At 48.2% G+C, this 25,553-nt stretch carries 17 protein-coding genes; 11 read left to right on the top strand and 6 right to left on the bottom strand.

The genetic code is table 11. From position 1 onward, the window contains the following. Positions 1-234: 234 nt before the first annotated feature. The 5 genes from HQN87_RS08865 (at position 235) to HQN87_RS08845 (ending at position 7,117) form a co-directional block, all read left to right on the top strand. Positions 235-3,348, top strand: a complete 3,114-nt coding sequence (locus HQN87_RS08865) for an amidase family protein (RefSeq protein WP_254075421.1) — start codon at positions 235-237, stop codon at positions 3,346-3,348. A gap of 140 nt (positions 3,349-3,488) precedes the next feature. Then, the gene (locus HQN87_RS08860; RefSeq protein WP_173130834.1) at positions 3,489-4,184 is read left to right on the top strand and encodes a response regulator transcription factor; all 696 of its coding nucleotides are present in this window, start codon (positions 3,489-3,491) and stop codon (positions 4,182-4,184) included. Between the two features lies 1 nt (position 4,185). Continuing rightward, on the top strand, positions 4,186-5,241 hold the full coding sequence (locus tag HQN87_RS08855; RefSeq protein ID WP_173130831.1) for a HAMP domain-containing sensor histidine kinase: 1,056 nt from the start codon (positions 4,186-4,188) through the stop codon (positions 5,239-5,241). Positions 5,242-5,450: 209 nt separating this feature from the next. Next, positions 5,451-6,401 (top strand): ABC transporter ATP-binding protein, encoded by a 951-nt coding sequence (locus HQN87_RS08850; RefSeq protein ID WP_173130828.1) that lies wholly within the window; start codon positions 5,451-5,453, stop codon positions 6,399-6,401. After that, positions 6,401-7,117: a DUF2705 family protein gene (locus HQN87_RS08845; protein WP_173130825.1), complete on the top strand. Its 717-nt coding sequence runs from the start codon at positions 6,401-6,403 to the stop codon at positions 7,115-7,117. Before HQN87_RS08850 ends, HQN87_RS08845 begins: the two co-directional genes overlap by 1 nt. Positions 7,118-7,187: 70 nt before the next feature. On the opposite strand, the gene HQN87_RS08840 is transcribed toward HQN87_RS08845, so the two are convergent. Beyond that, on the bottom strand, positions 7,188-9,512 hold the full coding sequence (locus tag HQN87_RS08840) for a helix-turn-helix domain-containing protein (protein ID WP_173130822.1): 2,325 nt from the start codon (positions 9,510-9,512) through the stop codon (positions 7,188-7,190). A gap of 335 nt (positions 9,513-9,847) precedes the next feature. Here HQN87_RS08840 and HQN87_RS08835 point away from each other — a divergent pair, with 335 nt between their 5' ends. From HQN87_RS08835 to HQN87_RS08815, 5 genes are read left to right on the top strand one after another with little or no spacing between them, the layout of a single operon-like run. Next, a complete protein-coding gene (locus HQN87_RS08835; protein WP_254075419.1) occupies positions 9,848-10,672 on the top strand; it encodes an ABC transporter permease in 825 nt (274 codons plus the stop codon). Positions 10,673-10,688: 16 nt separating this feature from the next. Continuing rightward, positions 10,689-11,561, top strand: coding sequence for a carbohydrate ABC transporter permease (locus HQN87_RS08830; protein WP_173130816.1), 873 nt, complete (start codon positions 10,689-10,691; stop codon positions 11,559-11,561). Positions 11,562-11,618: 57 nt separating this feature from the next. After that, the gene (locus HQN87_RS08825) at positions 11,619-13,163 is read left to right on the top strand and encodes an extracellular solute-binding protein (RefSeq protein ID WP_173130813.1); all 1,545 of its coding nucleotides are present in this window, start codon (positions 11,619-11,621) and stop codon (positions 13,161-13,163) included. Positions 13,164-13,193: 30 nt separating this feature from the next. After that, a complete protein-coding gene (locus HQN87_RS08820) occupies positions 13,194-14,147 on the top strand; it encodes a DUF1861 family protein (protein ID WP_254075418.1) in 954 nt (317 codons plus the stop codon). Positions 14,148-14,183: 36 nt separating this feature from the next. Next, on the top strand, positions 14,184-15,194 hold the full coding sequence (locus tag HQN87_RS08815; protein ID WP_173130809.1) for a glycoside hydrolase family 130 protein: 1,011 nt from the start codon (positions 14,184-14,186) through the stop codon (positions 15,192-15,194). A gap of 74 nt (positions 15,195-15,268) precedes the next feature. Here HQN87_RS08815 and HQN87_RS08810 read toward each other — a convergent pair whose 3' ends face one another. Then, a complete protein-coding gene (locus tag HQN87_RS08810; protein WP_173130806.1) occupies positions 15,269-15,919 on the bottom strand; it encodes a hypothetical protein in 651 nt (216 codons plus the stop codon). A 169-nt stretch (positions 15,920-16,088) separates the two neighbouring features. On the opposite strand from HQN87_RS08810, the gene HQN87_RS08805 reads away from it, so the two are divergent. Continuing rightward, positions 16,089-17,054, top strand: a complete 966-nt coding sequence (locus HQN87_RS08805; protein ID WP_254075417.1) for an NAD(P)H-dependent flavin oxidoreductase — start codon at positions 16,089-16,091, stop codon at positions 17,052-17,054. 107 nt (positions 17,055-17,161) lie between these two features. Here HQN87_RS08805 and HQN87_RS08800 read toward each other — a convergent pair whose 3' ends face one another. The 4 genes from HQN87_RS08800 to HQN87_RS08785 all read right to left on the bottom strand — a co-directional run bounded on the left by HQN87_RS08800 (position 17,162) and on the right by HQN87_RS08785 (position 25,536). Beyond that, on the bottom strand, positions 17,162-18,172 hold the full coding sequence (locus tag HQN87_RS08800; protein ID WP_254075416.1) for an S-layer homology domain-containing protein: 1,011 nt from the start codon (positions 18,170-18,172) through the stop codon (positions 17,162-17,164). A 61-nt stretch (positions 18,173-18,233) separates the two neighbouring features. Beyond that, on the bottom strand, positions 18,234-23,750 hold the full coding sequence (locus HQN87_RS08795) for a sugar-binding protein (protein ID WP_254075415.1): 5,517 nt from the start codon (positions 23,748-23,750) through the stop codon (positions 18,234-18,236). A 72-nt stretch (positions 23,751-23,822) separates the two neighbouring features. Then, positions 23,823-24,569: a carbohydrate ABC transporter permease gene (locus tag HQN87_RS08790; protein ID WP_216857208.1), complete on the bottom strand. Its 747-nt coding sequence runs from the start codon at positions 24,567-24,569 to the stop codon at positions 23,823-23,825. Between the two features lie 82 nt (positions 24,570-24,651). Then, the gene (locus HQN87_RS08785; protein ID WP_173130796.1) at positions 24,652-25,536 is read right to left on the bottom strand and encodes a carbohydrate ABC transporter permease; all 885 of its coding nucleotides are present in this window, start codon (positions 25,534-25,536) and stop codon (positions 24,652-24,654) included. Positions 25,537-25,553 lie beyond the last annotated feature (17 nt).

Raw genomic sequence — 25,553 nt, 5'->3', positions numbered from 1 at the left:
AAATGGGCCCATGCAACAAAATCGCTCAATACGAGCAATACATAACGCATCATGTTATTTAACACCTCTATTAATCTACATTAAAATTACATTTTTTAATAAATATAGTATTTAATCTCTATCAAAACCGCATAAATATATTAAATTATTAATATTTATTGACTGAATATATTAACGGTGTTATATTTCCTAACATATTAAAAAATATACATATAGGAAAAGGAGATTGCCGTTATGAATAAGTTCAAACGTCTGCGTAAAACTAAAAAGCAGGTTATGGCCACTTCCATTGCGTTATCTGTGCTTGCGTCGGGAGTCATTCCGTTCCAAACTGCTGATGCTCTAACCCGGGTAACTTCAGCAAGCGGTACAGTATGGGAGATTCACGATGTTTTTGCGCCCAGTTTAGATACGGGAAGTTTACGTACAATTGGCACTACACAAGTACAAGGCTTCGGTAATATCTTCGTGAAGGTGTCCTCACCTTCCGCTTCACTGATGAATGGTCAAATGATGCGCGGGTTTAACCTGAAATACGATGGCGTTAATAAGTTTACCTCGGCTCAATCTGTAAATCTGGGCAATGTAACAGTTACCCGTGATGTCTATGTGGATACTATTAATAATCGAACGAGATTCTTTGATACTTTTACGAATAAGAATGATGTAGCTGTCAAGGTTGATGTATCCTTCGGCGGCTCTCTAGGCTATGGTACCGGGGCGAATGCTTCCGTAGTTAAGGCAACCTACTCCGATGATCTTGAGGTGACAACAGATGACTCATGGATTGTTGTCGACAGCAGTGCCAGAAACAATAAGCCGCTAGGCGTTGCAGTCGGATCTCCGCATCCATTTAATAATGGATTAACCGCTCTGGGTAACCAGCAGCAGAATCCATTCACCACCCCTTTAGCCAAGTCCGGAAATGAGGCGAATTTCTACGGGTTCATTAATACATTACATATGGAGCCGGGTCAGTCCAAATCCCTGGTGCATTATGTACAAGTTGGTGAGGCCGGTGAAGATGGGCTGAAGAAGCTGGTGACTGTGCTAAATGGACTGAATAGCCAGCTGGATGTAACCGGCTTAACCAACGCCCAGATCCGTTCCATTAGTAACTGGGATATATCTGCTCTCGAAGGACTTGATACTGGAGATACCCTGGTTATTCCTGAGGCTCCTGCAGCCAAATCATTCGTAACCTCCTCCCCTTATGATGTTACGAATAAGTCCATTGCAGACATGCAGCAGGACATGATTAGCGGTAAAGCTACCTCGGTACAAATTACTCAAGCCTATCTAGATCGAATCAAGGTATACGATGAAGGCCAATTGGGATTCCATGCCTTCCTGCATGTCTCTCAAACTGCGCTCAATCAGGCAAGAGCTGCTGACAATGCCCGTGCCCAAGGTGCAACAGGTGATCTGCTCGGTATTCCAATTGCGATAAAGGATATCTATGATACCAAAGATATGCCTACTACAGGCGGCAGTAAAGCGCTTGAAGGCTGGCAGCCGGATTCGGATGCCTTCCAGGTGAATAAGCTGCGGGAAGCCGGAGCTGTCATTATTGGTAAAGTAAACACTTCGGAGTTCGCTAACAGCGGAAGCTTTAGTGAGAGCGGCTGGCAGCAGACCTGGAATGCACTCTATCCCTCCAAAACCTCTTTTGGCTCCAGCGGCGGCTCGGCCGTATCGGTTGCAGCTGATTTCGCAGCCGCAGCTATGGGATCGCAAACAGGGGTCTCCCTCTATGCACCTACGACAGGCGCCAGCTTAAAAAGCTTCCGTGGTACAGACGGCATGGCCAGCACTACAGGCGTACTGCCGCTCACGTGGGGACAGGATTATGCAGGTCCCATTGCCAAAACAGTAACGGACCTGGCCATCATGCTGAACGCTACAACGGGTACCGATCCACAGGATATTTTCACCGTGACTGCCGATGCAGATCATAAGCGTCCAGTGGACTGGAAGGCCGCTCTGGACACTAACGCATTGAAAGGAAAGAAAATCGGATACATTCCTGCATCCTTTATCTCCGGTTATGCTGATGATGATACGGGACAAGCCGTCATGAACAAGTTCTCCGAGCTTCAAGCAGCAGGCGCAACCATGGTTGAAATGTCGGCAGTACCGTCAGGTCCTGCCCGCCCTGCAGGCATTAATGGATCTACTGAAGGCTGGGCGCGCTATATTGAGCTTCATAAGGACTTCCCTTACCCGGATGGGGCAAGTGTACTGGCTTCGGATAAGGTGCTTATCTATAATCAGAGAGGATATACCAAGCCTGAGCGGATGACTGAACAGGCGGTACAAGATTACATCAAATATAGAACGGACTATAAGCAAGTGATTAAAGGCTGGATGGACGAGAATGGCGTGGATGCCCTGGTATATGCGGGTTTCATCAGTGACGTATATAACAATGACGCCTCCGCCTCTCAATTAAGCTCTGACCGCAACACGGGCGTATTAACGTCTACGGTCGGTCTCCCTACGGTAGTAGTTCCTGTAGGAACGAACGACAGCGGATATTCGATCTCTATGCAGCTTGTGGGCAGAGCGTGGGACGATGCCAAAGTTCTAGGTATGGGCTATGCGCTTGAGCAGCAAAGTAAGGCCAGACTGCTTACAGCCTTCGCTCCAGCCCTTCAATATGTCTCTAACCCTGCTAATCCTGATCCGGTAGATAATGGACCAAGCAATCCAAGTCCTGGTGGAGGTTCCGTAACTCCCCCGGCAACAGCAACGCCTACACCAACACCGGCTCCTACAGCAACACCAGCACCAGCAGCAACCGCAACACCAACACCTAAGCCGGAGATTGTCAGTTTCCCAGATACCCTTAATCATTGGGCCAAAGCAAGCATTGATGTGCTTATTGCCAAGGGGTTACTAACGGGTTATTCCGATGGAACCTTCCGTCCAAGTACAGGCTTGACCCGTGCCGAAGCCGTTAAGGTCATTACCACTTACATGGGACTTGATGGACAAGCAAGCAACTTCACAGATGTATCCGGGGCGCATTGGGCCAATAAGTATATCGGCGCAGCTGCCGGTGCAGGGCTGATGAACGGATATAGCGACGGCACCTTCCGTCCAAATGCGAAGATTAGCCGCAGTGAATTAGCAACACTGATCACTAGAGCCTTTAAGCTTACAGGTACAGGAAGCACATCCTTCAAAGATGTTAAAAAAGAGGCCTGGTATTATAATTCCATTGATGCACTCGCATCCAATAAAATTATTACCGGATACGAAGATAGTACCTTTAAGCCTGCAAAAGATATTACCAGAGCAGAGTTTGCAACAGTGGTTTCCAGATTACTGGAGACTGCGAATTAAGAGGTTCAATCCATAAAAGACAAGGCCATCCCGAAAAGGATGGTCTTTCTCCTGTTTTCAAGACATCCGGGCAAGCTTGCTCTGAGCGTATCTGGCGTTGAACGTCAGGGTTGCGGTATGATGAGGTTGGGAGGTGCAAAATGTCAAAAACGATATTAGTGGTAGACGATGATCAAGAAATCGTAAAACTCATCACCAAAAGCTTAAGGTACGAGCAATTTGAAGTCATCACAGCCAGTTCCGGAGAAGAAGCCTTATCTGTAGTGAATGATAATCACATTGATTTCATCGTTCTGGATATAGTGATGCCTGATATGAATGGGCTTGATGTCTGCCGGAATATCCGGACTTCCTATAATGTTCCCATCCTTTTTTTAAGTGCGCGTGATCAGGATATTGATAAAATCGTCGGTCTCGAAATAGGAGCTGACGATTACATGACCAAACCGTTCAGTATTCAGGAGCTTGCCTCCAGGATCAAGGCCCATTTCCGGAAAGTGGACAGGCTGCATAAAGAGTGGGATGAGCTTAGCCCCGGTAAAGAAAAGGCGGATGCTCCGCTTATTTTGAATGATAAAACGTTTGAAGCCTTCCTGCATACCCGGAAGCTCGACTTATCCGCGAAAGAATTTCAAATTCTGTCTATCCTTATGCGTCATCCCAATCAGGTACTCAGCCGTGAGCAGATCTATGAGAAGGTCTGGGGGGACGAGTACGGAGAGATCAATACCGTAACGGTCCATATTAAGAATATCCGCAAGAAGCTGGGTCCTGAACATAACTTCATTAAAACCATTTGGGGTATAGGCTATAAATATACGGAAAGAGAGCAATAGGATGAAACTGAAAATAAAACTTCCCCTCTTATTCCTGCTGATGCTTCTCATTCTTATGTTTTCCATTGGACTGTACTTGAAGTTTGTCTTCGCAGTATATTCCCCTATACGCACTACATTACTGGACTCCCGATATATAGCCTTGCTGCTGCCCATCTTTGCCATCGCGGGTTGTATATTTCTCATTCTGATCATCTATATTTATAGAAGCATAGAGAAGCCCATCCGGCTTCTGAATACCCGGCTGGAGGAAGTCAATGTGGTCCATCCCCTGCCTCCGCTGGCTTCGAGGAGTAATGACGAGATCGGAGAGCTGTACAAGCACTTCAATAAGATGGAGCATAAGCTGCAGCTCGCCCACAGAGAACAAACCGATATGATTGCAGCCATCGCCCACGATTTGAAGACACCCCTTACCTCTATTAACGGCTTCACCGAACTGCTGGCTACACATGGGGACTTACCCGACACTGAAAAGCAGGAATATTATGAACTGATTCAAAAGAAGTCCGCCTATATGGTTGAGCTCATCAATGATCTCTCCAGCTTCACCAAACAAAAACTGGAGCTGGAATCCATGGTAGCCGGGCCTGTAAGGGCAACAGAGTTATTTGAAGACATTGCTTTTGAATATGAGGTTGAGCTGGCTGGACTTGACAACGAACTGACCTGCCGCCATTCATTCACGGACAGTATATGGCTAAGGGTCAATGAACCGATGATCCGCCGGGTGTTCGGCAACCTCTTCAGCAATGCTGTAAGATATGGGGGGAAGAATAAGCTGAACGTGTATATGACCGGATACCTGAGGGAGCATCATGCCTATTTCCAAATCGAGGACAACGGAATTGGCGTGCCGGATAAGGATCTCTCTTCTCTGTTCCTTAAATTCTTCACGGTGGATAAATCGCGGCAAATCCAAAAGGGCGGCCTTGGGCTGGGCCTGGCAAGCTGTAAATCTATTATTGAGCATCACGGGGGAGAGATTATGGCCTTCCCTTCCGAATATGGCGGTTTGGGGATACGATTCAGCCTCCCCCTGGCTTCACTTCACTGATTGTATCTATGTACTTCTTCTTCAACAACCAAAGATTACAGGCTGCTGCCGGGTGTGACACCCAGGCAACAGCCTGTTTGTTTTTTTAGCAGTTTATAGTTTTTTATATTCTCTTTATAAACCTTTATTTTTCTTTTACCGGAGCTTCATCTTCGAATGTGAAAATGACTTGTATATATTAGGGATTGTCATAGGAGGAGTTAACAGCTATGCGAATTTTATCAGAGAGAAAAAAAAGCAGCACGCCCGCTATACAGATTGACGGTGTGCACAAAAAGTTTGGCGACTATACCATATTAAACAATCTTTCGCTGGAGGTGAGCCGCGGTGAGATTTTTGGATTCCTGGGACTGAATGGCGCCGGGAAGACAACGACGATCAAGATGCTCCTGGCGATGCTGAAGCCAACCTCCGGCAAGCTCTATATGTTAGGTGAAAAGGTCGATGCCGGAAACTCTACATTATGGAGCAAGGTCGGATATTTGGAGGAAGCTACTTTTTATCCAGATCTCACGGTAACTGAGAATCTTGACATCGCACGGCGTATGCAAGGGTTGGCTGACAAGGATGCCGTACATCAGGTGATCTATAAGCTGGGACTTGAGCCGCATCAAAAGAAAAAAGCAAAACATCTCTCACTCGGTAACAAGCAGCGCCTGGGACTTGCCAAAGCGATGATTCACAATCCGGAAATTCTAATCCTGGACGAGCCGATCAACGGTCTTGATCCCGCAGGCGTAGCGGAGATACGGAATATGTTATATAATCTGGCAACCAATTTCGGCGTAACTGTTTTTATATCCAGCCATCTGTTAGAGGAGCTCTCGAAGGTGTCGACACGCATAGGAATTATTCACGGCGGCCGGCTGGTGCAAGAAGTCGCAATGGATAAGCTGGAGCAGTCCTTACAGAAAAACCTGGTGGTGAACGGACTGAACAAACCTGCCTTAAAGAAGGTGCTGGAAGAGCATGGCTATACCTTTGAGGATACCCCGGACGGCTATATCAAACTAACCAACGAGCACGCGGCAGATCATCCTGAACGGCTGGCTGAACTGCTCGTACAACGCAATCAGCCGCCAACATCGCTCCGGGTGGTTACGGAGGATTTGGAAGGATATTTTCTCCGCACCATTGGGATGACCAGGGGGATTAAATAATGAATATTCTATCTGTGTTACATTGTGAGATTCGCAAGATTATCCGCTCCAATGTGTTCTGGATCATGTTTCTTGTCTTAGGCTTCGGGCCCATCATGATGGGCGTCGGAAATGTATTATCCAGTGACGCCGGCGCTGTCAGCTGGGAGCAGTATTTAACCGGATTGCTGGATACACTTGCCCCGCTGGGGCTTATCGGATATACCTTTGTTGCGGCATGGGTATTCGGACGGGAGTTTGCGGATAGAACCATCAAGGATTTACTGGCAAAGCCCGTGTCCAGAGCGAAAATTGTATTGTCCAAATTCCTTGTCATTTTAGCATGGTGCCTGTTGCTTTCCGTCTATATGTTTGCCGTAGGTTTTGCCGTAGGGGCAATCATGGGCGTCCAAGGCGGGTCCGCTTCCTTCATTTCGGGCTTGTTCTTTAAGTTCCTGATCACCTCGCTAATGTACATTTTGGTGACCGCACCAACCATTCTTTTGGCCAATGTGACTAAGGGCTACCTGGCACCCCTGGGACTCATCCTGATCATCGTCATTCTGTCCAATGTGCTCGCCTCCTTTGGATTTGCACCCTATTTCCCTTGGACCATCCCGTCGGTATTTCAAAGCACCGGTTCCTTACAGCTCAGCAGTATATTGATACTTGCGTATACAGGGATAGTCGGAATAGCCGGAACCTTTGCCTGGTGGAGATATGCGGAGCAGCCGTAAACGGACCGGATCTTAAATCGTATGAAGAAACATCTGCTGAAGAGCAGGTGTTTTTTTATCACTTTTCATCTCACTCCTCATCACTCACAGTGCTCTTCATCGCCTCCTGTTCGCGGAACGCCGAAGGGGTCAGCCCGTACTTTTTCTTGAACAAGGTGGAGAAGTAAGTAATGTTGTATATCCCTACCGCTTCACTGATCCTGGCCGCAGTCTCCGAGGTAGAAGCAAGCAGTTCCTTTGCTCTTTCCAGCCGGGTGTTGTTCAAGTATTCACTGAAGGATTGCCGGGTCGCTCCTTTGAACAGTTTCCCCAGATAGCTGGGCGACAGTCCGGCGATGCTCGACACCAGATCGAGGGAGATGTTAGGCTCGGCATAATGCTCATGAATGTAATTCTGTGCTTTTTCGATAAGGATATTATGCTTTTGAGCATTCAGCCAGTGATTCTTGTCTTCAATTAATGTGCAGATGGTACTGCAATAGCGGTTGAACAGGTTACGGATCTCCGTCAGATCTTCAGCCCGTTCAATATCGGTTACCGCTTGCAGGTAATCATTGAAATTAGAATCCGGCACATGCTGTAAATAGTCAAAATGTTTAAGCAAAGACAACATGAGTTGAGTGCTAAAGGTGATGACCTGATGAACGGAACCGCCAGATATTTTATCTATAAATTCTTCGATGGCACTAACCATTGCTTCCGGCTTGCCGTCCTGCACAGCATCAATCAGCTTCTTCTCGTAGGCGCTGGGGTAACTGAGGGCCGTCAACACATGATGGCGTGTCGCTATAGCATCCAGAATCGCTTCCTTCCCATAGATGAGCCGGTATTTCACATACTGCTGTGCAGAAGTGTACGAGGACGGAATATTCCCCTTTCCACAGGATATATCTCCTATCCCTATAGATACCGTCACCTTGAAGTAGCGGTTCAGGAAGCTTTGAATATTACGCAAGGCAGGCCACAGCTCCTCCGGGAGCTGATTGTTCTTGTATTGAAGGATGGCAACGGCTTCACTTCCTCCCATAATGAGCACATCACATGGGCCGATCGGCTCCAGCATCTCTTTGGCGATATTCCCGAGTGCGAAGCGCAGCAAAGACTGCTGTTTCCCCTCCATCCTCTCCCCTAGTGGTTCAAGCTCATTGATTCTGAACACCAGCACGCCAAAGTACGGCCCCGCCACCTCCTCGCCGATATCCTTAAGAATTTCGCTCGAAACATAGTGTTCCAGGGAATGACCACGCAGCAAGGCATGCAGGTAATGCTCACGGACGGTCCGGGAGGAGTGGTTAATTACAAACTGCATCGACTTCTCACGTTCATGATAGGAATGGAACACCTCGGTCATCAGCTTGTATTCATCAATAGGTGCCAACCCGGAGGCCGGATGGGCCGGGTTAGGCATGACTTTTTCGAGCAGCGCCGATAAGGGTCTATTCATGTTGGAGGTCAACAGGACAGAGAGCAACAGACCTGCAAGTACAATTCCGGCTGTAACCAGCAGCGTAATCCCCCGGAGCTGGTCGATGTTCGAGATGAGCTCGGAATACGGTGAAACGCTTACAAAATACCAGTCCAGTTCCTCTGACTTCACATAAGTGACCAGATTCCTTTGGTCTGAAATCGTTGTGGTGAAGCTGCTCTCCTCATGGTTCTCGATTAATATCTTCCGCACATACTCCTCTTCGGATAAATCCTCCAGAAACAGGTTGGAATCGGTATGAGACAGCACTTTACCTTCATTATTGATTACAAAAACATTATTAGCGGCGTCCGCACTGCTGATCTTGCGGATGGTCGTCAGAATGGACTGCTCCTCCACATTGATATAGATCAGCGGATTGCCTGTGGTCCGGGGTGAGAAATTCGGGTACAGCAAGAAGGTCAGGAACTGTAATGACTTCCCGTTGTTGCGGCCCGGAACCTTCAGACTGCGCGGATGGAACTCCATATACTGCTTCGCGCTGAGGGTGGTAAGCGAAGCGTCGAACGGAAGGCCGGCTGTATCAACTGTCGTGCCTGTAGAAGGCCGGTGTATCCCGATACTGTGTATATATGGGTTCACATTTGTAATTTGTTCGATCTGCTGAAAAATATGATAATTGCTGACCTTGTCCTCCACCTTCTCATTGAGAAAGGACAGGATTTCCGGTTGAATCAGCAGTGTATTTCCTATAGTAACGACCTGATTATAGACTACATCGGAGGCGTAGGTGATCTGGGATAACATCGCCCGGGAATTACGTTCGATCTCCTTAATAGCACTTCTGGAGAATAGTGAGAAGAGTACACCGGATAGCAGGCTTACGGTCAGAAGAACGAGAAGGAAATATGAGATGGTGAGCTTTTGAAATGCCTTGTATCGAACAAGCCGGTTGATGGTTGTCCGCATGTTGAATTCCTCCCAACACTGCTCGTTATCATTTCTAAACTATAGTACATTTTGGGCCGAAAAGGTACTGAATCAGGCCAAAATGAAAGTCATTCCGTTTTTTTGAAAGCCTTGTGTTTGAATTTGAAAGCGTTTTCCAGGTTTTGAAATAGACTCTTCGGGAGGGTATGGCTAATCTGGAATCAAGGCAATCGTCATTTATAACAAATGGGGGGAACAGGAAATTGACAAAAAAACGGCGTCCAAGACTCAGCATACTTTCTGACATCCGCAGGAATGGTACATCCTATTTGTTGGTTTTGCCGGCAATGGCCTACACTTTTATTTTCGGCTATATGACGTATCCTTATATGGTCATTGCTTTCCAGCGTTTCAATTATACCAAGGGAATCTTCCATAGCGAATGGGTGGGATTCAAGAACTTCGAGTTCTTCTTCCGGTCCAACAAAGCGCTTACGGTCACCTTCAACACCATTTACCTCAATTTACTCTTTATTATTTTCGGTACGCTGATGGCGCTGGCTATTTCACTGGTTCTAAACGAGCTGCGCAAGAAGCTGTTTGTTAAGATCAGTCAATCCCTGATGTTATTCCCGAATTTCATCTCATGGATTGTCATTAGCTATGTGCTGTATGCGCTCTTCTCGATGGATATGGGGATTGTGAACAAAACGCTGAACCAGCTCGGCATGTCCTCCGTGAACTGGTATACCGAGGCGCAGTCTTGGCCGGCGATTCTTACGGTCATGCATGTGTGGAAGGGGGCCGGAATGAGTGCCATTATCTACTTGGCGACCATTACCGGTATCGACGAGACGTTGTATGAAGCAGCCGAGATTGACGGGGCTAACCGCCTGCAGATGTGCTTCCGGATTACGCTTCCGCTAATGATGCCCACGGTTATTATCCTGACGATGCTCTCGGTCGGCAAAATTATGTACGGCGATTTCGGAATGATCTATGCGCTCATCGGTGACAACGGCACCCTGTATTCGACCACGGATATCATTGATACGTATGTATTCCGGTCCTTGCGTCAGATTGGCGACCCCTCCGAAGCCATGGCTGTTGGACTTTTCCAGTCGGTCATCGGATTCATCCTTGTCTTTGGGACAAATGCCATTACCCGCAGGTTCTTCAAAGATGGCGCATTATACTAAATCCGGAGGAGTAACTATGAAAAAAATGTCAATCAGCAAGACGGTCATGTACACGCTGACTGCGGTGTATTCGGCGCTTTGCCTGCTTCCGATGCTACTCGTGCTGATGATCTCTATCACGGATGAGGATGCTATTCTTAAGAACGGCTACAGCCTCTTTCCGGAGAAATTCTCTCTATATGCCTATAAGCTGATCTTCACGGGCGGCTCCCAAGTCATTCAGAGCTACGGAATTTCTATCTTTGTCACGGTCGTCGGTACCACGCTGGCTATTCTGATTACTTCTATGGCAGGCTATACATTAGCGAACAAAAATGTGAAGAACCGCAATCTGCTGGCTCTTTACTTCTTTATCACCATGATTTTCACAGCCGGGATTGTGCCCTGGTATCTGATGAACCGGTCACTCGGATTAACCAATAATATCTTGGCTCTGATTATTCCGTCGCTCCTGTTCAGCCCGTTCAACCTCTTCCTGGTACGCAATTTCATGAACGGAATTCCCGACTCGCTGCGGGAATCAGCTACCATAGACGGAGCGAGTGATATTGTGATTGCTTTTAAGATTTACCTTCCGTTATGTAAGCCGGTACTCGCGACCATTGCCCTCTTCTATGGACTGGATTACTGGAATAACTGGTGGAATGCGATCATGCTAATTGACACCAAAGATTTGTATCCGCTGCAATTCATGCTGCTGCAGATGCAATCGGAGATCAGTATGCTGAACGATATGGCTATGCTGGCCGGAACAAGCGACGTTACGCTTCCTTCGGAGTCGGTCAAGATGGCGACAGCCATCGTGACGATCGGGCCGATCGTCCTCCTCTATCCGTATCTGCAAAAGTACTTCGTGAAAGGGCTGGTTATAGGTTCAGTTAAAGGCTGATGTCATCCCTAAGGGGTTAACATAAATAGGCATAAATAGAGGAGGTCTATATTATTCATGAAAAAACATTACGCCATTCTATGTGCTGTGGTGCTTGCCCTTTCTACATTGATCGGGTGCGGCAAGGCTTCCGACAGCCCTGCCGCAAACGGGGAAAATAACGCTTCATCCCCGAAGTCGGACAATATCGTCCGGATCAAATACGTGGTTCCCGGCACCGAGCCCAAAGACTACCAAAAGGTGTATGAAAAAGTCAATGAGAAGCTGGCTGCAGATGGTGTCGGCGTTGAAGTGGAGAAAATCTTCATCCCCTGGGATGCATGGGACCAGAAGCTGAACCTGATGCTGTCCACGGGCGAAGAGTTCGATCTCTTCCATGTCATGCAGGACCGCACTCCGTTCTCCAACTACTATACCCGGGGGGCGCTGGCAGATATCTCAGAGGAAATTGAAAAATATGGAGCAAACCTGAAAAAGCATATCCCGGAGGATATCTTTAGCGGCGCAACCATTGGCGGGAAATATTATATCGTCCCCTCCTACTGGGTTGAAATGGCGAGCGAGGGGCAATTCAATATCCGCCGCGACATTCTCCGCGAGAACAATCTGAAAGAGCCGGCAACTCCGGCTGAATTGATTAGCGCCTGGGAGATTGTGATGAAGAACTGGAAGGGCAAAAACAAGCCTTATCTCGGCACCCGGGCCGATTTTGACCCGATATCCCTGCATACCTCCATCTTACACCGGAGTTATGACAGCTTCCCGTTCACCGTTAAAGATAAGTTCTTTTATGTTAATCAGAACGGTGAGGTCAAATCCTGGATTGAGACAGAAGAATTCAAGAAGGATGCTGCTTTCATGCGCGAGCTGTACACCAAAGAAATTACGAATCCTGATATCCTAGTCATGAAGCAGGAGCAGGTAGATGCTCAGCTCGACAGCGGGGAGTGGTTCGTACGCCTGGGAACGGGCGGAAGCTTGAACGGGCTCCAGAAATACAATCCAAAAGCTACAGTAGACGATATCGGAGTGGTATGGTTTAACCCGGAGAAAGAATATCTGCGTCCACTCTCCTTCAAGAACGGAAATGCCGTACCGGCGAACAGCAAACATCCGGAGGCAGCCGTGAAATTCATGGATTGGATGCTGGCCAGTCAGGACAATTATGATCTGGTTCAATATGGCATAGAGGGTGAACACTACACCAAAGATGGCGAAAAGGGCCTAAAGCCGATCAAAGATCCGAATAACAATAACAATCCGAGATACAGGGGCTCCGATTCGCAAAACGGGAATGTGAACTTTATGCGCTTTGACCTGGAGAATAGTATACCTGACAATAACAAAGTCTTATTTGAGCCAAATCCCAAAGCGGTTAATAGTATTGCAGCCAACTTTATTTTTGATCCAACGAATGTGAGAACGGAATATACTAATATTCTCTCGGAAGCTTCAGCCAGCATCACTCCAATCTATATGGGGGTTCTGGACTACGACCAAGCCTTCACTGAAGCACTGGACAAAATGAAGAAAGCGGGCCTGGACAAGGTAGTTGCGGAATACCAAAAACAGTTTCAGGAATATCAATCTTCTCTTCAATAAAAAGAGCTGATACAATAAAGGAGTGCGGAAATGTTGAGCCTGCATAAGCAAAAAATAGAATTTGAAGCGTCAAAAACCATTTATGAAAGCGCAACCTTATCATTTAAAAACGTGGAAGGGTTTGATGTCTATAATATTTCGATTCCTTTTGAACGGGATGGCAAACGTTACTTGTTCGGCCGGGTAGAACGCCGCGAAGAATGGGCCCGCTCCTGGGTCCGCCTCTTCGAGGAGACCGGTCAGGATGAGTGGACCGTGGTAGATAATAGTATGATCTATACGCTGGAGGACCCGTTTATCAGTGAAATCGGTGATGAGCTTGTCCTGGGCGGAACGCATGTGCAATATCAAAGCGGCAAATACAGCACGTTTTTTGGATATTTTTACCGGGGGACTGACCTCCACGATTTGTACTACTTCACTACCGGTCCTAACAAAATGAAAGATATCCGCCTTGTTGCTCTGGCAGACGGCAGGATTGGCGTCTTCTCACGCCCGCGGGGCAGCGAGATGAAGGGCCAATACGGCAGCGAATCCATGATAGGCTTCACCGTTATTGACAACCTGGAGGATTTGACTGCAGACGTCATTGAGAATGCGCCTTACATTCATGGTATTTTTGGTGCAGGCGAATGGGGAGGCGTTAATCAGGCTTATCTGCTGGATAGCGGCAAGATCGGAATTATCGGCCATATTTGTTATCAGGATAAGGATGAGGATGGCAAGCTTCTAAAGGTATATTTGAATATGGCCTTTATCTTCGATCCCATCACCAGGGAATCCCATCACCTGCATCTGATTGGAAGCCGTTCCTGCTACCCGCCGGGGCCCGCCAAGTTCCCATATTTGACGGACTGCGTCTTTTCTTCGGGGATCGTGATGCGGGGGGACGGCAAGGCTGATCTGTACAGCGGTGTTGGTGATTGCCAGGCCGGGCGTATTACGATCGACTATCCGTTCGCACCCTATGGAAGCATTGTCTAAATCACAGTTCGTACTCACAAGGAGGATATTCAAACGATGAATCATGCAAATACAGCTGTCATAGGAGCTTTGACATCCAGCCCGCTCATCCGCCGTCACCCGGCCAATCCTGTGCTGGATGCGGCCCGGGTCCCTTATCCCACCGCACTTGTGTTCAATGCAGGAGTGGTTAAGTTCGGCGGCCGGTATGTGATGGTATTCCGCAATGACTATGGCTCACTCGACAAGCAGACCCTTGAACCGACTAATACAACGGATCTGGGTATCGCCTTCAGTGAAGACGGAATTCACTGGACGGCAGGGCCCAAGCCGGTATTCAAGCTGCATGACGAAGAGGTTGTACGCGCTTACGATCCGCGTCTGACGGTGATTGACGGACGCTGCTACATGTGCTTCGCTGTAGATACACGGCATGGTATCCGGGGAGGGGTCGCAGTCACGGATGACTTCGAATCCTTTGAAATATTGAGCTTGTCTACGCCGGACCTGCGGAATATGGTACTGTTCCCAGAGAAGATCAACGGCAACTATGTGCGGCTGGAACGGCCGTTCACCGTATACAGCCGCGGAGGCAAGGACCGGTTCGACACCTGGATCTCGGAGTCGCCGGATCTGATCTATTGGGGACGTTCGGATCTGCTGCTGGCGGTGGAGCAGGTACCGTTCGCCAATGACAAGATCGGTCCGGCAGCGCCGCCAGTGAAGACGGATAAGGGCTGGCTCACCACCTTCCATGCGGTGGATATCGACTCCGCCAGAGGGAAGCACGGCTGGGAGCCGTCCTGGAAGAAGCGGTATACCGCAGGTATTATGCTGCTTGACCTGGACAATCCGAAGAAGATTCTCGGGATGAGTGCATCGCCGCTGCTTGCACCTGAAGCACCCTACGAAATAGACGGAGGCTTCCGCAATAATGTCATCTTCCCCGGCGGCATGATCCTGGAGGACGATGGCGAAGTCAAAATCTATTACGGAGCCGCCGACACCGTAGAATGTCTGGCTACCGCCCATGTCGATGATCTGATCCGGCTTTGTTTGGGACAGTGAGACTGGCCTTCTAACTAACAGAAGCGGGTATCATCCTTGAATGAGGAGGATTCCCGCTTTTTACTTTGTAAAACTCATGATACAGCTTTAACCGCTTGCGGTAACGTTCTTTCGTATTCCTTATGTAACACATAACGTTGGACGCCTCTCGAAGCGCTTACTGCCTCCCTCGCATGATGGATAGCAGTTTTACTGTTACCTGCTTTGAGTTCAATTTCTGCGAGCAGCGCTGATCTCATCCATTGCTTCTTAATTGACTCAAGATGTTCCCGCGCCTGAGCACTCTCCCCTTCCTCCAACAGCAGAACCGTTTCATAGTATGTCCGGTAATCAGCATGGCGGATATGCGGAACGGCTTCCCGAACAGCAGCCATGTCTTTGCGGTACAGTCCGTAAGCCGCCTTGAATGTTGCCTGTACCGCCACCTGCTTATGTTTGCTCATTAGCTTCTCCATAACCGTTCTTGCTTCATCGTCAAGTCTATTCGCAAGAACATACTGAATATACAGGGCAGGATTGTTTTTCTGGCTGAGTAAAAAAGACTCCACGCGGTCCACCCGCTTCTCCAAAACAGCAGGATAATAGAATTGGGCTATAAAAACAAGGAGAACCGCCACCACAGCCCCTCCTACGATCAGGATGGGTGAATAGTCGTTGAATAATGCGAATAAGACAAACACGAACAGCGCGAAATAAACAGCAATGCTCCAGCGAAAGCGTTTCATTATAAATCTCCTTTGAATGTCATAATAATAAGCAAAAATTCCATTTCAAATATTGTATCACAAGTTGAAAGACATGATATTTAACATAGTTTGAGCATGTTTACAGTCACATCCGGGAAAGACTTAACTGTGTTACGATATGTCAATAACTTGCGAAAGAGGTGTGTAATTGAAACTTCCAACAATCCAATTCGGACAGATTACATCGAGAGTTCCTGTTATTCAAGGTGGAATGGGTGTAGGCATATCCTTAAGCGGACTAGCCGCTGCTGTAGCCAATGCAGGCGGGATCGGCACCATCTCTGGTACAGGAATCACTGCAGAAGAGCTGAGAATACATATTCGCAAAACAAGAGAACTCTCTAATGGAATTGGCTATGTCGGTGTGAATGTACTCTTCGCAGTGAAGGATTTTGCCGAGAAAATGAAGGTTGCTTTAGAAGAAAAGGTTGACTTTATAATTTCCGGAGCCGGAATTTCTAGAGATATTTATGCATGGGGCAGAGAATATGGTACTCCGGTCGTAACTATTGTTTCATCCGCCAAATTAGCCCGAATCTCCCAAAAACTTGGTGCCTCCGCAATTGTCGTGGAAGGGTTCGAGGCCGGGGGACATTTAGGTACAGACAGACCTATGTTCGATATCCTTCCTGAAGTCTTAGAGGCCGTTTCGATTCCGGTTATTGCTGCAGGTGGAATTCTGACAGGGGATGATATCGCAAAAGCCCTTCGGATGGGCGCTTCCGGTGTTCAAATGGGCACCCGTTTTGTAGCAAGCCATGAGTGTGATGCTCCCTTGGCCTTCAAGCAAAAGTATGTAGATGCTCAGCAAGGAGATACGGTCCTGATCAAATCTACTGTGGGTCTGGAAGGAAGAGCGATTCGCAATGACTTTACGGACCGGATCAGTAATGATGCCAGATTAAAGATAGCCAAATGCTATGATTGTCTAAAGGTGTGTTCACATCGCTTCTGTACAATGGAGTCCCTGCTCACTTCCCTTAGAGGGGATGTTAAGAACGGCTTGGTTTTTGCCGGGTCCAGAGTCCATGAGATTACAGAGATTCTGTCCGTCCAGCAGATTATCGACAATTTAATGAGTGAGTATCAAAGGGCATTGAGCCCTACCGTTTAAGGCGGCCAACCACGACTTTCTTTTCCCGTCCACACAACAAAAGGAGGCACATTTATGAAAACATGCCTCCGATTGTTGGTTGAAACTTTTTTACGGGATATCAGGTATCACTGTTCTGCATCCATCAGACGAAGCAGCATAATCGCCGCTTCAGCCCGGGTAGCAGGATCAGCAGGAGCGAAACGATTACCATTCTTGCCCTTAATTATTCCCAAATCTGCCGCGGCAGCGACGGACGGAAGCGCCCATGGCTTAATCTGCTGCTTATCGGCAAATGAGACCGTTTCGTTCGAATTAAGCTCGCCGCTGTATAGCCTCATGATCAGGACAGCCATTTCGGATCTGCTAATCCATTGATCCGGACGGAAGCTACCGTCCGCGTAGCCTTTAATCAGACCCGTCTGCTCCGCTTCCGCGATATAATCCTTTGCCCAAACCGGGATTTTATCTACATCACTGAAATTTAGCGGCATACCGCCTTTCGCTTCGAAATCAAACGCCCTCGCGGTCATTACAACGAACTCCGCGCGTGTAATCTTCACATCAGGACGGAAGGTTCCATCCCCGAAACCGTTTACGAACCCCATACTGACAGCGCGTTCTATCCCTTCTTTGGCCCAATGATTAGCAATATCCTTGAATGTTACGGAATTCCCCGCTGCTTGCACCGTGATGTCTGCTTTCGTTCCCGGCTTGACAACAGTATCCGTAAGATCGCTTTTTACCAGCTTCACACGTGTTAATTCTACTGTCGGCTGTCCCGTTTTCTTTCCAATGACTTCAAACGTAATTGCTGCGAGCTCACCTTTTCCCGATAGGCCCGCGACCTTGCCAACCTTCGTATGCGCGAACACGACAAGGCCATCTTCAGGAGCAAGCGGGACGGAGAACCCTTGCAGCAAGCTTTCACTTTTTTTGTATAATAGAAGATTGGTATCGTACTTCAAATTGATCTCGAAGCCATATACATCGGCAAGATCCGCTCCCGTCACCGTCACCACAACTTGATTCCCCTTAATGGGCGTATAATTGGAGACTGATAAGCTAAAGGAGGCATCCTTGGCCATTGCATACACCGGCAGCAGGGAAAGTGTGAACCAAGCAGCTAGAAGCATCATTCCTACTCGATATTTCAAGCGAATTCCCATCCTTTCGATATCCCCTTATTTCCACACGTAATTATTTCAGAATTTTGCGAGCCAGAATGGAGATATCCACGATGTCAATCATACCGTCGCCATTCAAATCCAACCTTCTGTACTCATTCCAATTGGAATCTTGATTATTTTTGCCGTAAGCGGATGCGATAATTGCAAGGTCACCAACACTTACTCTGCTGTCGTTATTGTAATCTCCTTCGATTGATTTAATCATTGAACCCTTGAAGCTTTGCAGAGCTGCGTGCAGCTTCAATGTCGCCTCTTCAATTTCAGCCTGGCTTACTCCTTGAGCCGAAGCCACCCCTTGAGCGGAATTAATAGCTGCCTGTAGAGTTGCTTTTGAGCCTAATGGATACTGGCCGGGAGATACGCCTTCAGTTGCTGCATCATGCGTGCTTTGTGCTTCCGCAATCAGAAGCAGTAAGCCCGACTTATCCATCTTATTAATTTGCACTGTGTGAGTTGCACCAGCCCAATCTGACTCTTGGCCTGCGCCATCAGCAACCGTTAGCTGAGTGACGCGAATGGAAGCGCTCTGCGAATGATCCGCTGCAACCGCTTTGAACTTAAGCTTAATCAATCCCTTCGTCATATCCGTATTGCCAATAGTAGTGGCGATGGTTCTAAGCTTGCCAGGTTCATTCACTTCACCAACTAGTTTGAAATCCTGCTGGAGCGATTCCATTGATATGAATTCCAGCTTATCCGCATCATAATTAATCGTAATATCTAGTGCTTTGGCATCTGTTCCAGCATGTGTCAAGCTGAATACAACATCAAAGTTGCTGCCGCCTTCAACGGTTCCCGGTCCAGTCAGCAACGCGCCTTCTTGACCGCTCATCCCGTTCACAAGTCTAACCTCACCCCATAGTGAACCGTTATTATAGGACTGTCCGGACACATCATGCCACATGATAATGTCCTGACGGCCACCAGTTGCTTTGGCATCATTGATCTGCACATCAAATCCAATGACATGATCAGCCGCAGGAGCGCCAGCTTTAAAGGGAATCTTAGTTTCAATGTAATAACCGCCATCCACGACTTTGGCAAAAGACTCATAACCTGCACTGACACTGCCTGGATTAAAGCTTTTCTCATTAAGATAGTTAGTGCGGTATTGTCCCATGCCTGTGCCGTATGAGGTTTGTTTACTGTTGGTCTCATCTACAAAGATCTCGACCGAATCCTTCTCATGCGCGTCGCTGCTGCTGCTGTTCAGCACGGGGTCTTTTACACGCACCAGAACATACAGGTTAGAATCGTCCCATAGTACTTTAGCGGAACCGTCCGCCGGACCGTTCACCATTGTCAGATGCTTCAGGATCGGCAGCGTGACGGTCGTATTCCAGAGCGGGTCGAGCTCGGAGCCGCCGAGAGCAGGCGTACCGTATACAGCAGTCGCAACTCCGCCAGTTAACAGTTGAAGCGCTTTGATTGCGTTACGCAGCGCATAATAGGAATGATCCGCTGCTGTCTGCGAGATCTCCTCATTGGCGGCAGCAGCTTTGGCCTCACTTAATGCGCCTGCAAAAGCGTTCCATGAATCGCTTGTGTGCATCGTACTTTCCTTGTTACTCGCGGCCTCAATCAAGGCGGTCAGCAAGGTTATGTCGACCTTGGGAACCACGGGATTCGCGGACCCGCCGCGACCGGCTTTGACCTCGTTAAAATAAGTTTCTACTCTCGTAATTTCGTCAGCGGTCAGCACCCTGTCGTAGATGAGAATCTGCAAGACTCTGCCCATGAAACGGTGGGGGGTTGCAGCTGCCATCGTGTAACCTACGCTCAGATCCGACCGGTTCCCCATAAGAGCCTTAGCGTTGGTTCCGGGGGTGCCGATGACGTTGTTATTAACATAAACTTCTCTTTTGGTTCCGTTCAGCTGCGCCCGGACGCTGACCAGATCGTCAGTGGCTGTTGTTGTAAATTGTTGCCCGCCGCCCGATACGCCGCCATCCGCATTACCAAAGCGGACGTTAACCCTGTTTGTTCCTACACCGAGACTAATACCGCTCCAACCGTCGTTGGCGGCCCATGTTTGGTAAGCCTCGTTCAATCCGAAATAGACAAGACCATTTTGGTCACTGGAGTTATTGGCTATTGTCGTAGGTCTAACCAGCGTGTATATTGTCATCTGTGTACTGCCGTTATAGTCTTTGAAGCCCGCAGCTTTTAACGGCTTGGAATCCGCGGCGAATTCTACATAGTCGTATACATCTTTCTTTAGCTTGGGATTCCCGTCAGGTGTTCCAAGATTATCGCCGCCGCTTCCGGGGACGTTTGCCGGGACAAGCTTCGCCGGGATGTTCCCCATATTAGTCCACCCGGTCACGTTGCCGCTGCTATCCATTTCCACGCCCTCATCGCCCTTGAGCCATAAATCAAGACCATTTCTAGGAATATCAGCTGGCGTTACATCTCTCACCACAACACGAGCGTGCGACTGACTTAGTACTTCGCCATCTTTCGCCAGTACAAAAATAATGTACGGACCGGGCAACATGGGCGCGGTCATTCCGAGCGCGTCGCCGGAGGCTACGGTTTCATCGTCGCCTCCATCAAAATGTCCGCCGCTCGACGAAGAAATCCATATCTTTTGGGCTGCGTCATCCAAATCGTAGGCAAATCTGACGGTTCCGCCTGGGGCTACGGACACATCAGCCGGGAGCAACTTATTGGCCACCGATACTGTGGTCGTGAAGTTTAAGGTTATTTCAGGCTTCGAAGTGCTGCCTACCAAGGTCCAGCTTCCTTCGGTACGGATCTCGTAACCATCCGCCACGGGCTTGCCGTTAAGCGTGAAGGTGTATTCATCACTCAAGGCTAGTTTCAGAGGCCGCACTGCTGAAACTTCGTAGCTTTTCCCATCCACCACATTGGTTGCCGGCTTACTCGCATCAACGTATACCGTGTACTTGGAAGTGGCTGTTTCTCTCCCGTCTCCATATACTATAAATAGTTTGTATTGTCCTGCGGCAGTTGGAGTGTTGATTGTTTTTTCATTGCCGGCAGCTTTTGTCATAGTAGCGCCTTCTTTAAAGACCGTTGTGATCGCAGGTGCGAGCCAAACGGTGTCTTCCGCTTTGAGCAGACCCCTGCGGCTCAGCTTTTCACCGCTTGCACCCATGATGACGTTGGAAGCCAGTTCAAACTCGGTATCAGCAATGAGGCTTCTTGGGATCATAGGCGTGTATTCGTTGGTAAGACCCGAATTCAATACGATTTCGTTGCCTTCAACGGGCCAAATGCGGGCTTCGCTTTTGTAATTGTCGTAAGTAGTCCTCGGGGCGCCATTCTGGTTGTTATTTCCGTCCACGTAACCATCTACCGCAATCATGTCGCTTTTACGCTTCCAGTTGTTGAACTCGAAAAGACGGCTCTGTCCGGCGGCATGTGAGAGCTTTGACTGCACGACATTGCCTATCATCTTGATGAACGTGCTGCCTTCGTCGGGATGAAACCCGTTAGTCCAGTTGTTAGAGGTCGTGGGTTTGTCCGTTGGGTTCGGGTTAAGGAAGTTGTAGTTCATCTCGGTGAAATTCGTCCAGTTGTCAGAATGCCAGTTACTATTCTTGTCGGTGACAGGGTTATTGGTCAGATTGTTGATGGTGTCCCATGTCCCTCCGCCCGGCAAGTTACCCGGATCACCCTGTCGTCCCAAGGAGTAAATCGCTCCGGAGTCGTTAACTACCGTACAAATTTCCTCTACCCGGTTATAGTTTATTTTGTTATTCCTGGAGGTTGTAGAGATTACCGGAGACCTTGCGATGCTCGTTTCATGCGTACCCTGATAAGGGCCGCCGGTCTTGTTGGTACCTTGGGCGGTAAAGCCGAAGCCATCGTATTCGTCCCAGCCCCAGCCAATGCTCATGGCGCCGTAAGTAGAATCGTACAGGAAGTTGTGCAGTACCTGCATGTTCGTAGTGTAGAACGAGGTTAGGGAATTAGCACCCGGGAATCCGTAGCAGTTTCTGTACAAAAAGTTATTTGTTATATAAATATTTTCCGGCACGGCTTCAGTACCTGCCTTGAATTTTTCCTTATTAACACCGGCCCAGTTCCTTATGGGCGTGCCAGAGACCGAAACACTGGACTCATGCTTAATCGGCTCATCGTTCTCATAGATATGTTGTGGATGTCCGATTACAACGCCGGAAGCGAGCGTATCTACGATATAGTTACCCGTGACTTCGATATCCTTGACATCGTTCTCCACATGGATACCATTGAATCCGGTAAGTCCGATCTCACCGTTCAGCACCTTGATATTCCTCGCCGCGTTGATCATTACCGCTGCCGGCGGTATGTCATACCCCCGGTAGAATGTCTCATGCCAGTTTATGCTGCCGGGGAAGTAAACGGTGTTCACGATAGAGCCCTGAACAGACGCATAACCGCGGGAACGGGTCGTTACCGGACCGGTTCCGTCGCTAAGTGTATAGGTGCCCGTCAGTTCATACAATTTGTAGTCGGTATGGGCAAACTTCAGCCCGTTGAAGGTTATATTTTTGACACGTCCCTGATCCGAGCCCTGGACAGGGCTTAACCGATCTCCAACAGGGTCCCCTTTGATGTCGAGAACCGTCTCAAGCCTCGGGATGACCACGTCGGCGCTATTGATGTCCTGGCCTGCAAGCGGGATGTAATACAGCGTGCTTTCCGCCTGGTCGAAATAGAAATCTCCGCGTTTGTTGAAGAACTCGAAAGCGTTGCGGATGACTTGATTGTTACCTGGATTGTATTGCGTGTTATTGCTCAAAGACTGTGAAATCGCACCATATGGCATCTGGAACCGGAGCATAACACCGCCGGGCTTGTTGCTCTCTGCCGGAGCCTGTTCGATTGAGGCGAAGGTGACAAAAGGCCTCGCCCATCTGGCGGTAGAACCGCCGATACTTTCGGCTTCGATGTTTTGGGGGTTTTTCGTTGCCGTTGTCAGGCCTACGCTGGCATCGAATACGATAGCCGCCCGAATATTGCTGCCATTCTGCCACGCCCAAGGATTATTGGCAGCGGTAAAGCTAGCCGTAGGCGTGCCGGTGACGGTTCTATTGGCCGCAACGATTTGCGGGCTCAGCGTCATATTGGCCCCTTTATCGTTTACATAGATCGTCCGCAGCTTATCGCTCCGGTTAAGGGTCGTTTTATACGCCTTTAAGCCGCCAGTCTGGGTAAGGCCAACCGCTTCGGTCCATACGCCTTTTTTCAGCATTTCACCGGCGCTAATTACCGGCTTCGCACCCGGCGCCGCCTCATAGCGAATCGTGCTGCTTGCACTTCCGGAATCATCCTTGTTGAAAACCAGGGTTTCCTCAAGCGAATAGTATCCATCCGCAATTTGAACGACGATATCACCGCCGGTCTTAGGCAGAGTCCTGACTGCTGCCTTTGCCTTGGCAAGCGTTTTATACGGCTTCGCTGGTGTTCCATCCCCTGTGTTATCATTGCCATTTGTAGCAACATAGATCGTTACACTTGGCGCACCGTCAGCCGAGACTACCGGGGCTGAGAATTGCAGCATGGGAAATACCATGATCAAAGTCAGAATCCATATTAATGCTCTTCTTCGCATTTTCATAAAACCCCCTTCTCCCACTTTACATGATCACTTCAGAATTGCACCTGCAGTCAATGCGTTTTCAATCTTTTCGTTGCCTATTAGATACACGATGATCATAGGCAGGCTGGACAGCAGCATACTCGCGCCGATCGGCCCCCAATCCGTAACTCCTACATTGATGAAGAAGCCAAGCAACCCGACTGTAAGCGGCCGGAATTGATCCTTGGAAGCAATAATGAAAGCAAGCGGAAATTCATTCCAGATTCGGATGAATATCAGAACGCATTGCGTCACGAGCGCCGGCATTACGATTGGAAATATGATTTTGATATACGTTTGATAGACATTCGCTCCATCTATGCATGACGCTTCTTCCAGCTCCTTAGGCAAAGAACGGAAAAACGCATACAGCATCAGTACGCAGGAAGCAATGGCGAAGCCGGAATACGGCAGGATAAGACCCAAATAACTATTTTTGATATGCATCCATTTAACGAGCTGGAATAAAGGAATAACGACTACTTCGATCGGGACAATTAAACCCATAGATACATAAAACAACATTACCGAATTGAATCTCCATTGCATACGGCTGAGACAATAAGCAAGCATACTCCCCGTTGTCAACGTAATAACAATTGTGCCTGTAGTATAAATCACGCTGTTCTCTAAATACGTATAAAAATGATATTTGGACAGTGCTTCGCTGAAGTTCAGCCAGTCCAAGGAAGACGGTAATCCAAACGGATTGTCGTAAGCTTCGCTTTTGGACTTCAAGGACATTGTTACCATCCAGTACAAGGGAAACAGAAACGTGCATCCCGCAGCTACCCAAAACACTCTGCTTAATAATTTCAGAAAGCTCCCCCCCAGCTTAAAACTCCAGTTTTTCTCTGGCCACGAACCGTTGAATGACAAAGGAGATCAAAAGGCATTCCAGGATAAAAATAACGGCGATCGCATTACCTTTGCCAAATTCGGAAGTATCAAAAGCCGTATAATACATCTGGTAGATGACCGTTCTGGATAAGTCTCCCGGGCCTCCTGCCGTCATGACCCGTACATGCGAATAAAATGCCATTGAGCCTAATGTAGACAGAATAAGTACGTATTTGATTACATTCTGCAGCAAGGGGATCGTAATTCTTAAGCAAACTTGAAAATAATTAGCACCGTCGATTAATGCCGCTTCATAGTAACTCTTGGGGATGGTCTTGATTCCTGTATAGAACAGCAGCGCGTTCAGTCCAATATATTGCCACAGGAATGTCACTCCAATGCTGGGCATTACCGTTTTCTTTTCCGTTAACCACGAATGCGTCCAAGAATGTAGCCCTAACGAATCGAGAATCTTGTTAAGCAAACCCCAATTCGGTTCGTAGAACGCCACCCAAATCTGGGCAACAACCGTGACCGACAAGATAGCTGGAAACATCGCCACCGTCTTGAAGAACCTACGAAACCTCGGTGTCTGAGCATCCATAAAAAACGCAAGCATCATGGACAAGGGGAGTCCCAGCAATAATGAGATGGCTACAATGAGATACGTATTCTTATGAGCGGTCCAAAAGGATGAGTTAGCCATCACATCTTTGTAATTATCCAAACCCACAAAACCCAAATTTCTAAACCCGTCATGCTTATGCAGGCTCACCCAAATCTCCGGCAGCAAAGGGTATACGCAGAATAAGGTAAACAGCAGCAATGCAGGGAAAGCAAACACGAATATGGATAATTTGGTGCTAAAGTACTTGTTCATCGCTCTCTCCACCATTT

This window comes from Paenibacillus tritici, assembly GCF_013204885.1.
GTDB classification, from domain to species: Bacteria; Bacillota; Bacilli; order Paenibacillales; family Paenibacillaceae; genus Paenibacillus_AQ; species Paenibacillus_AQ tritici.
This window is presented reverse-complemented; position numbering and strand designations above follow the sequence as displayed.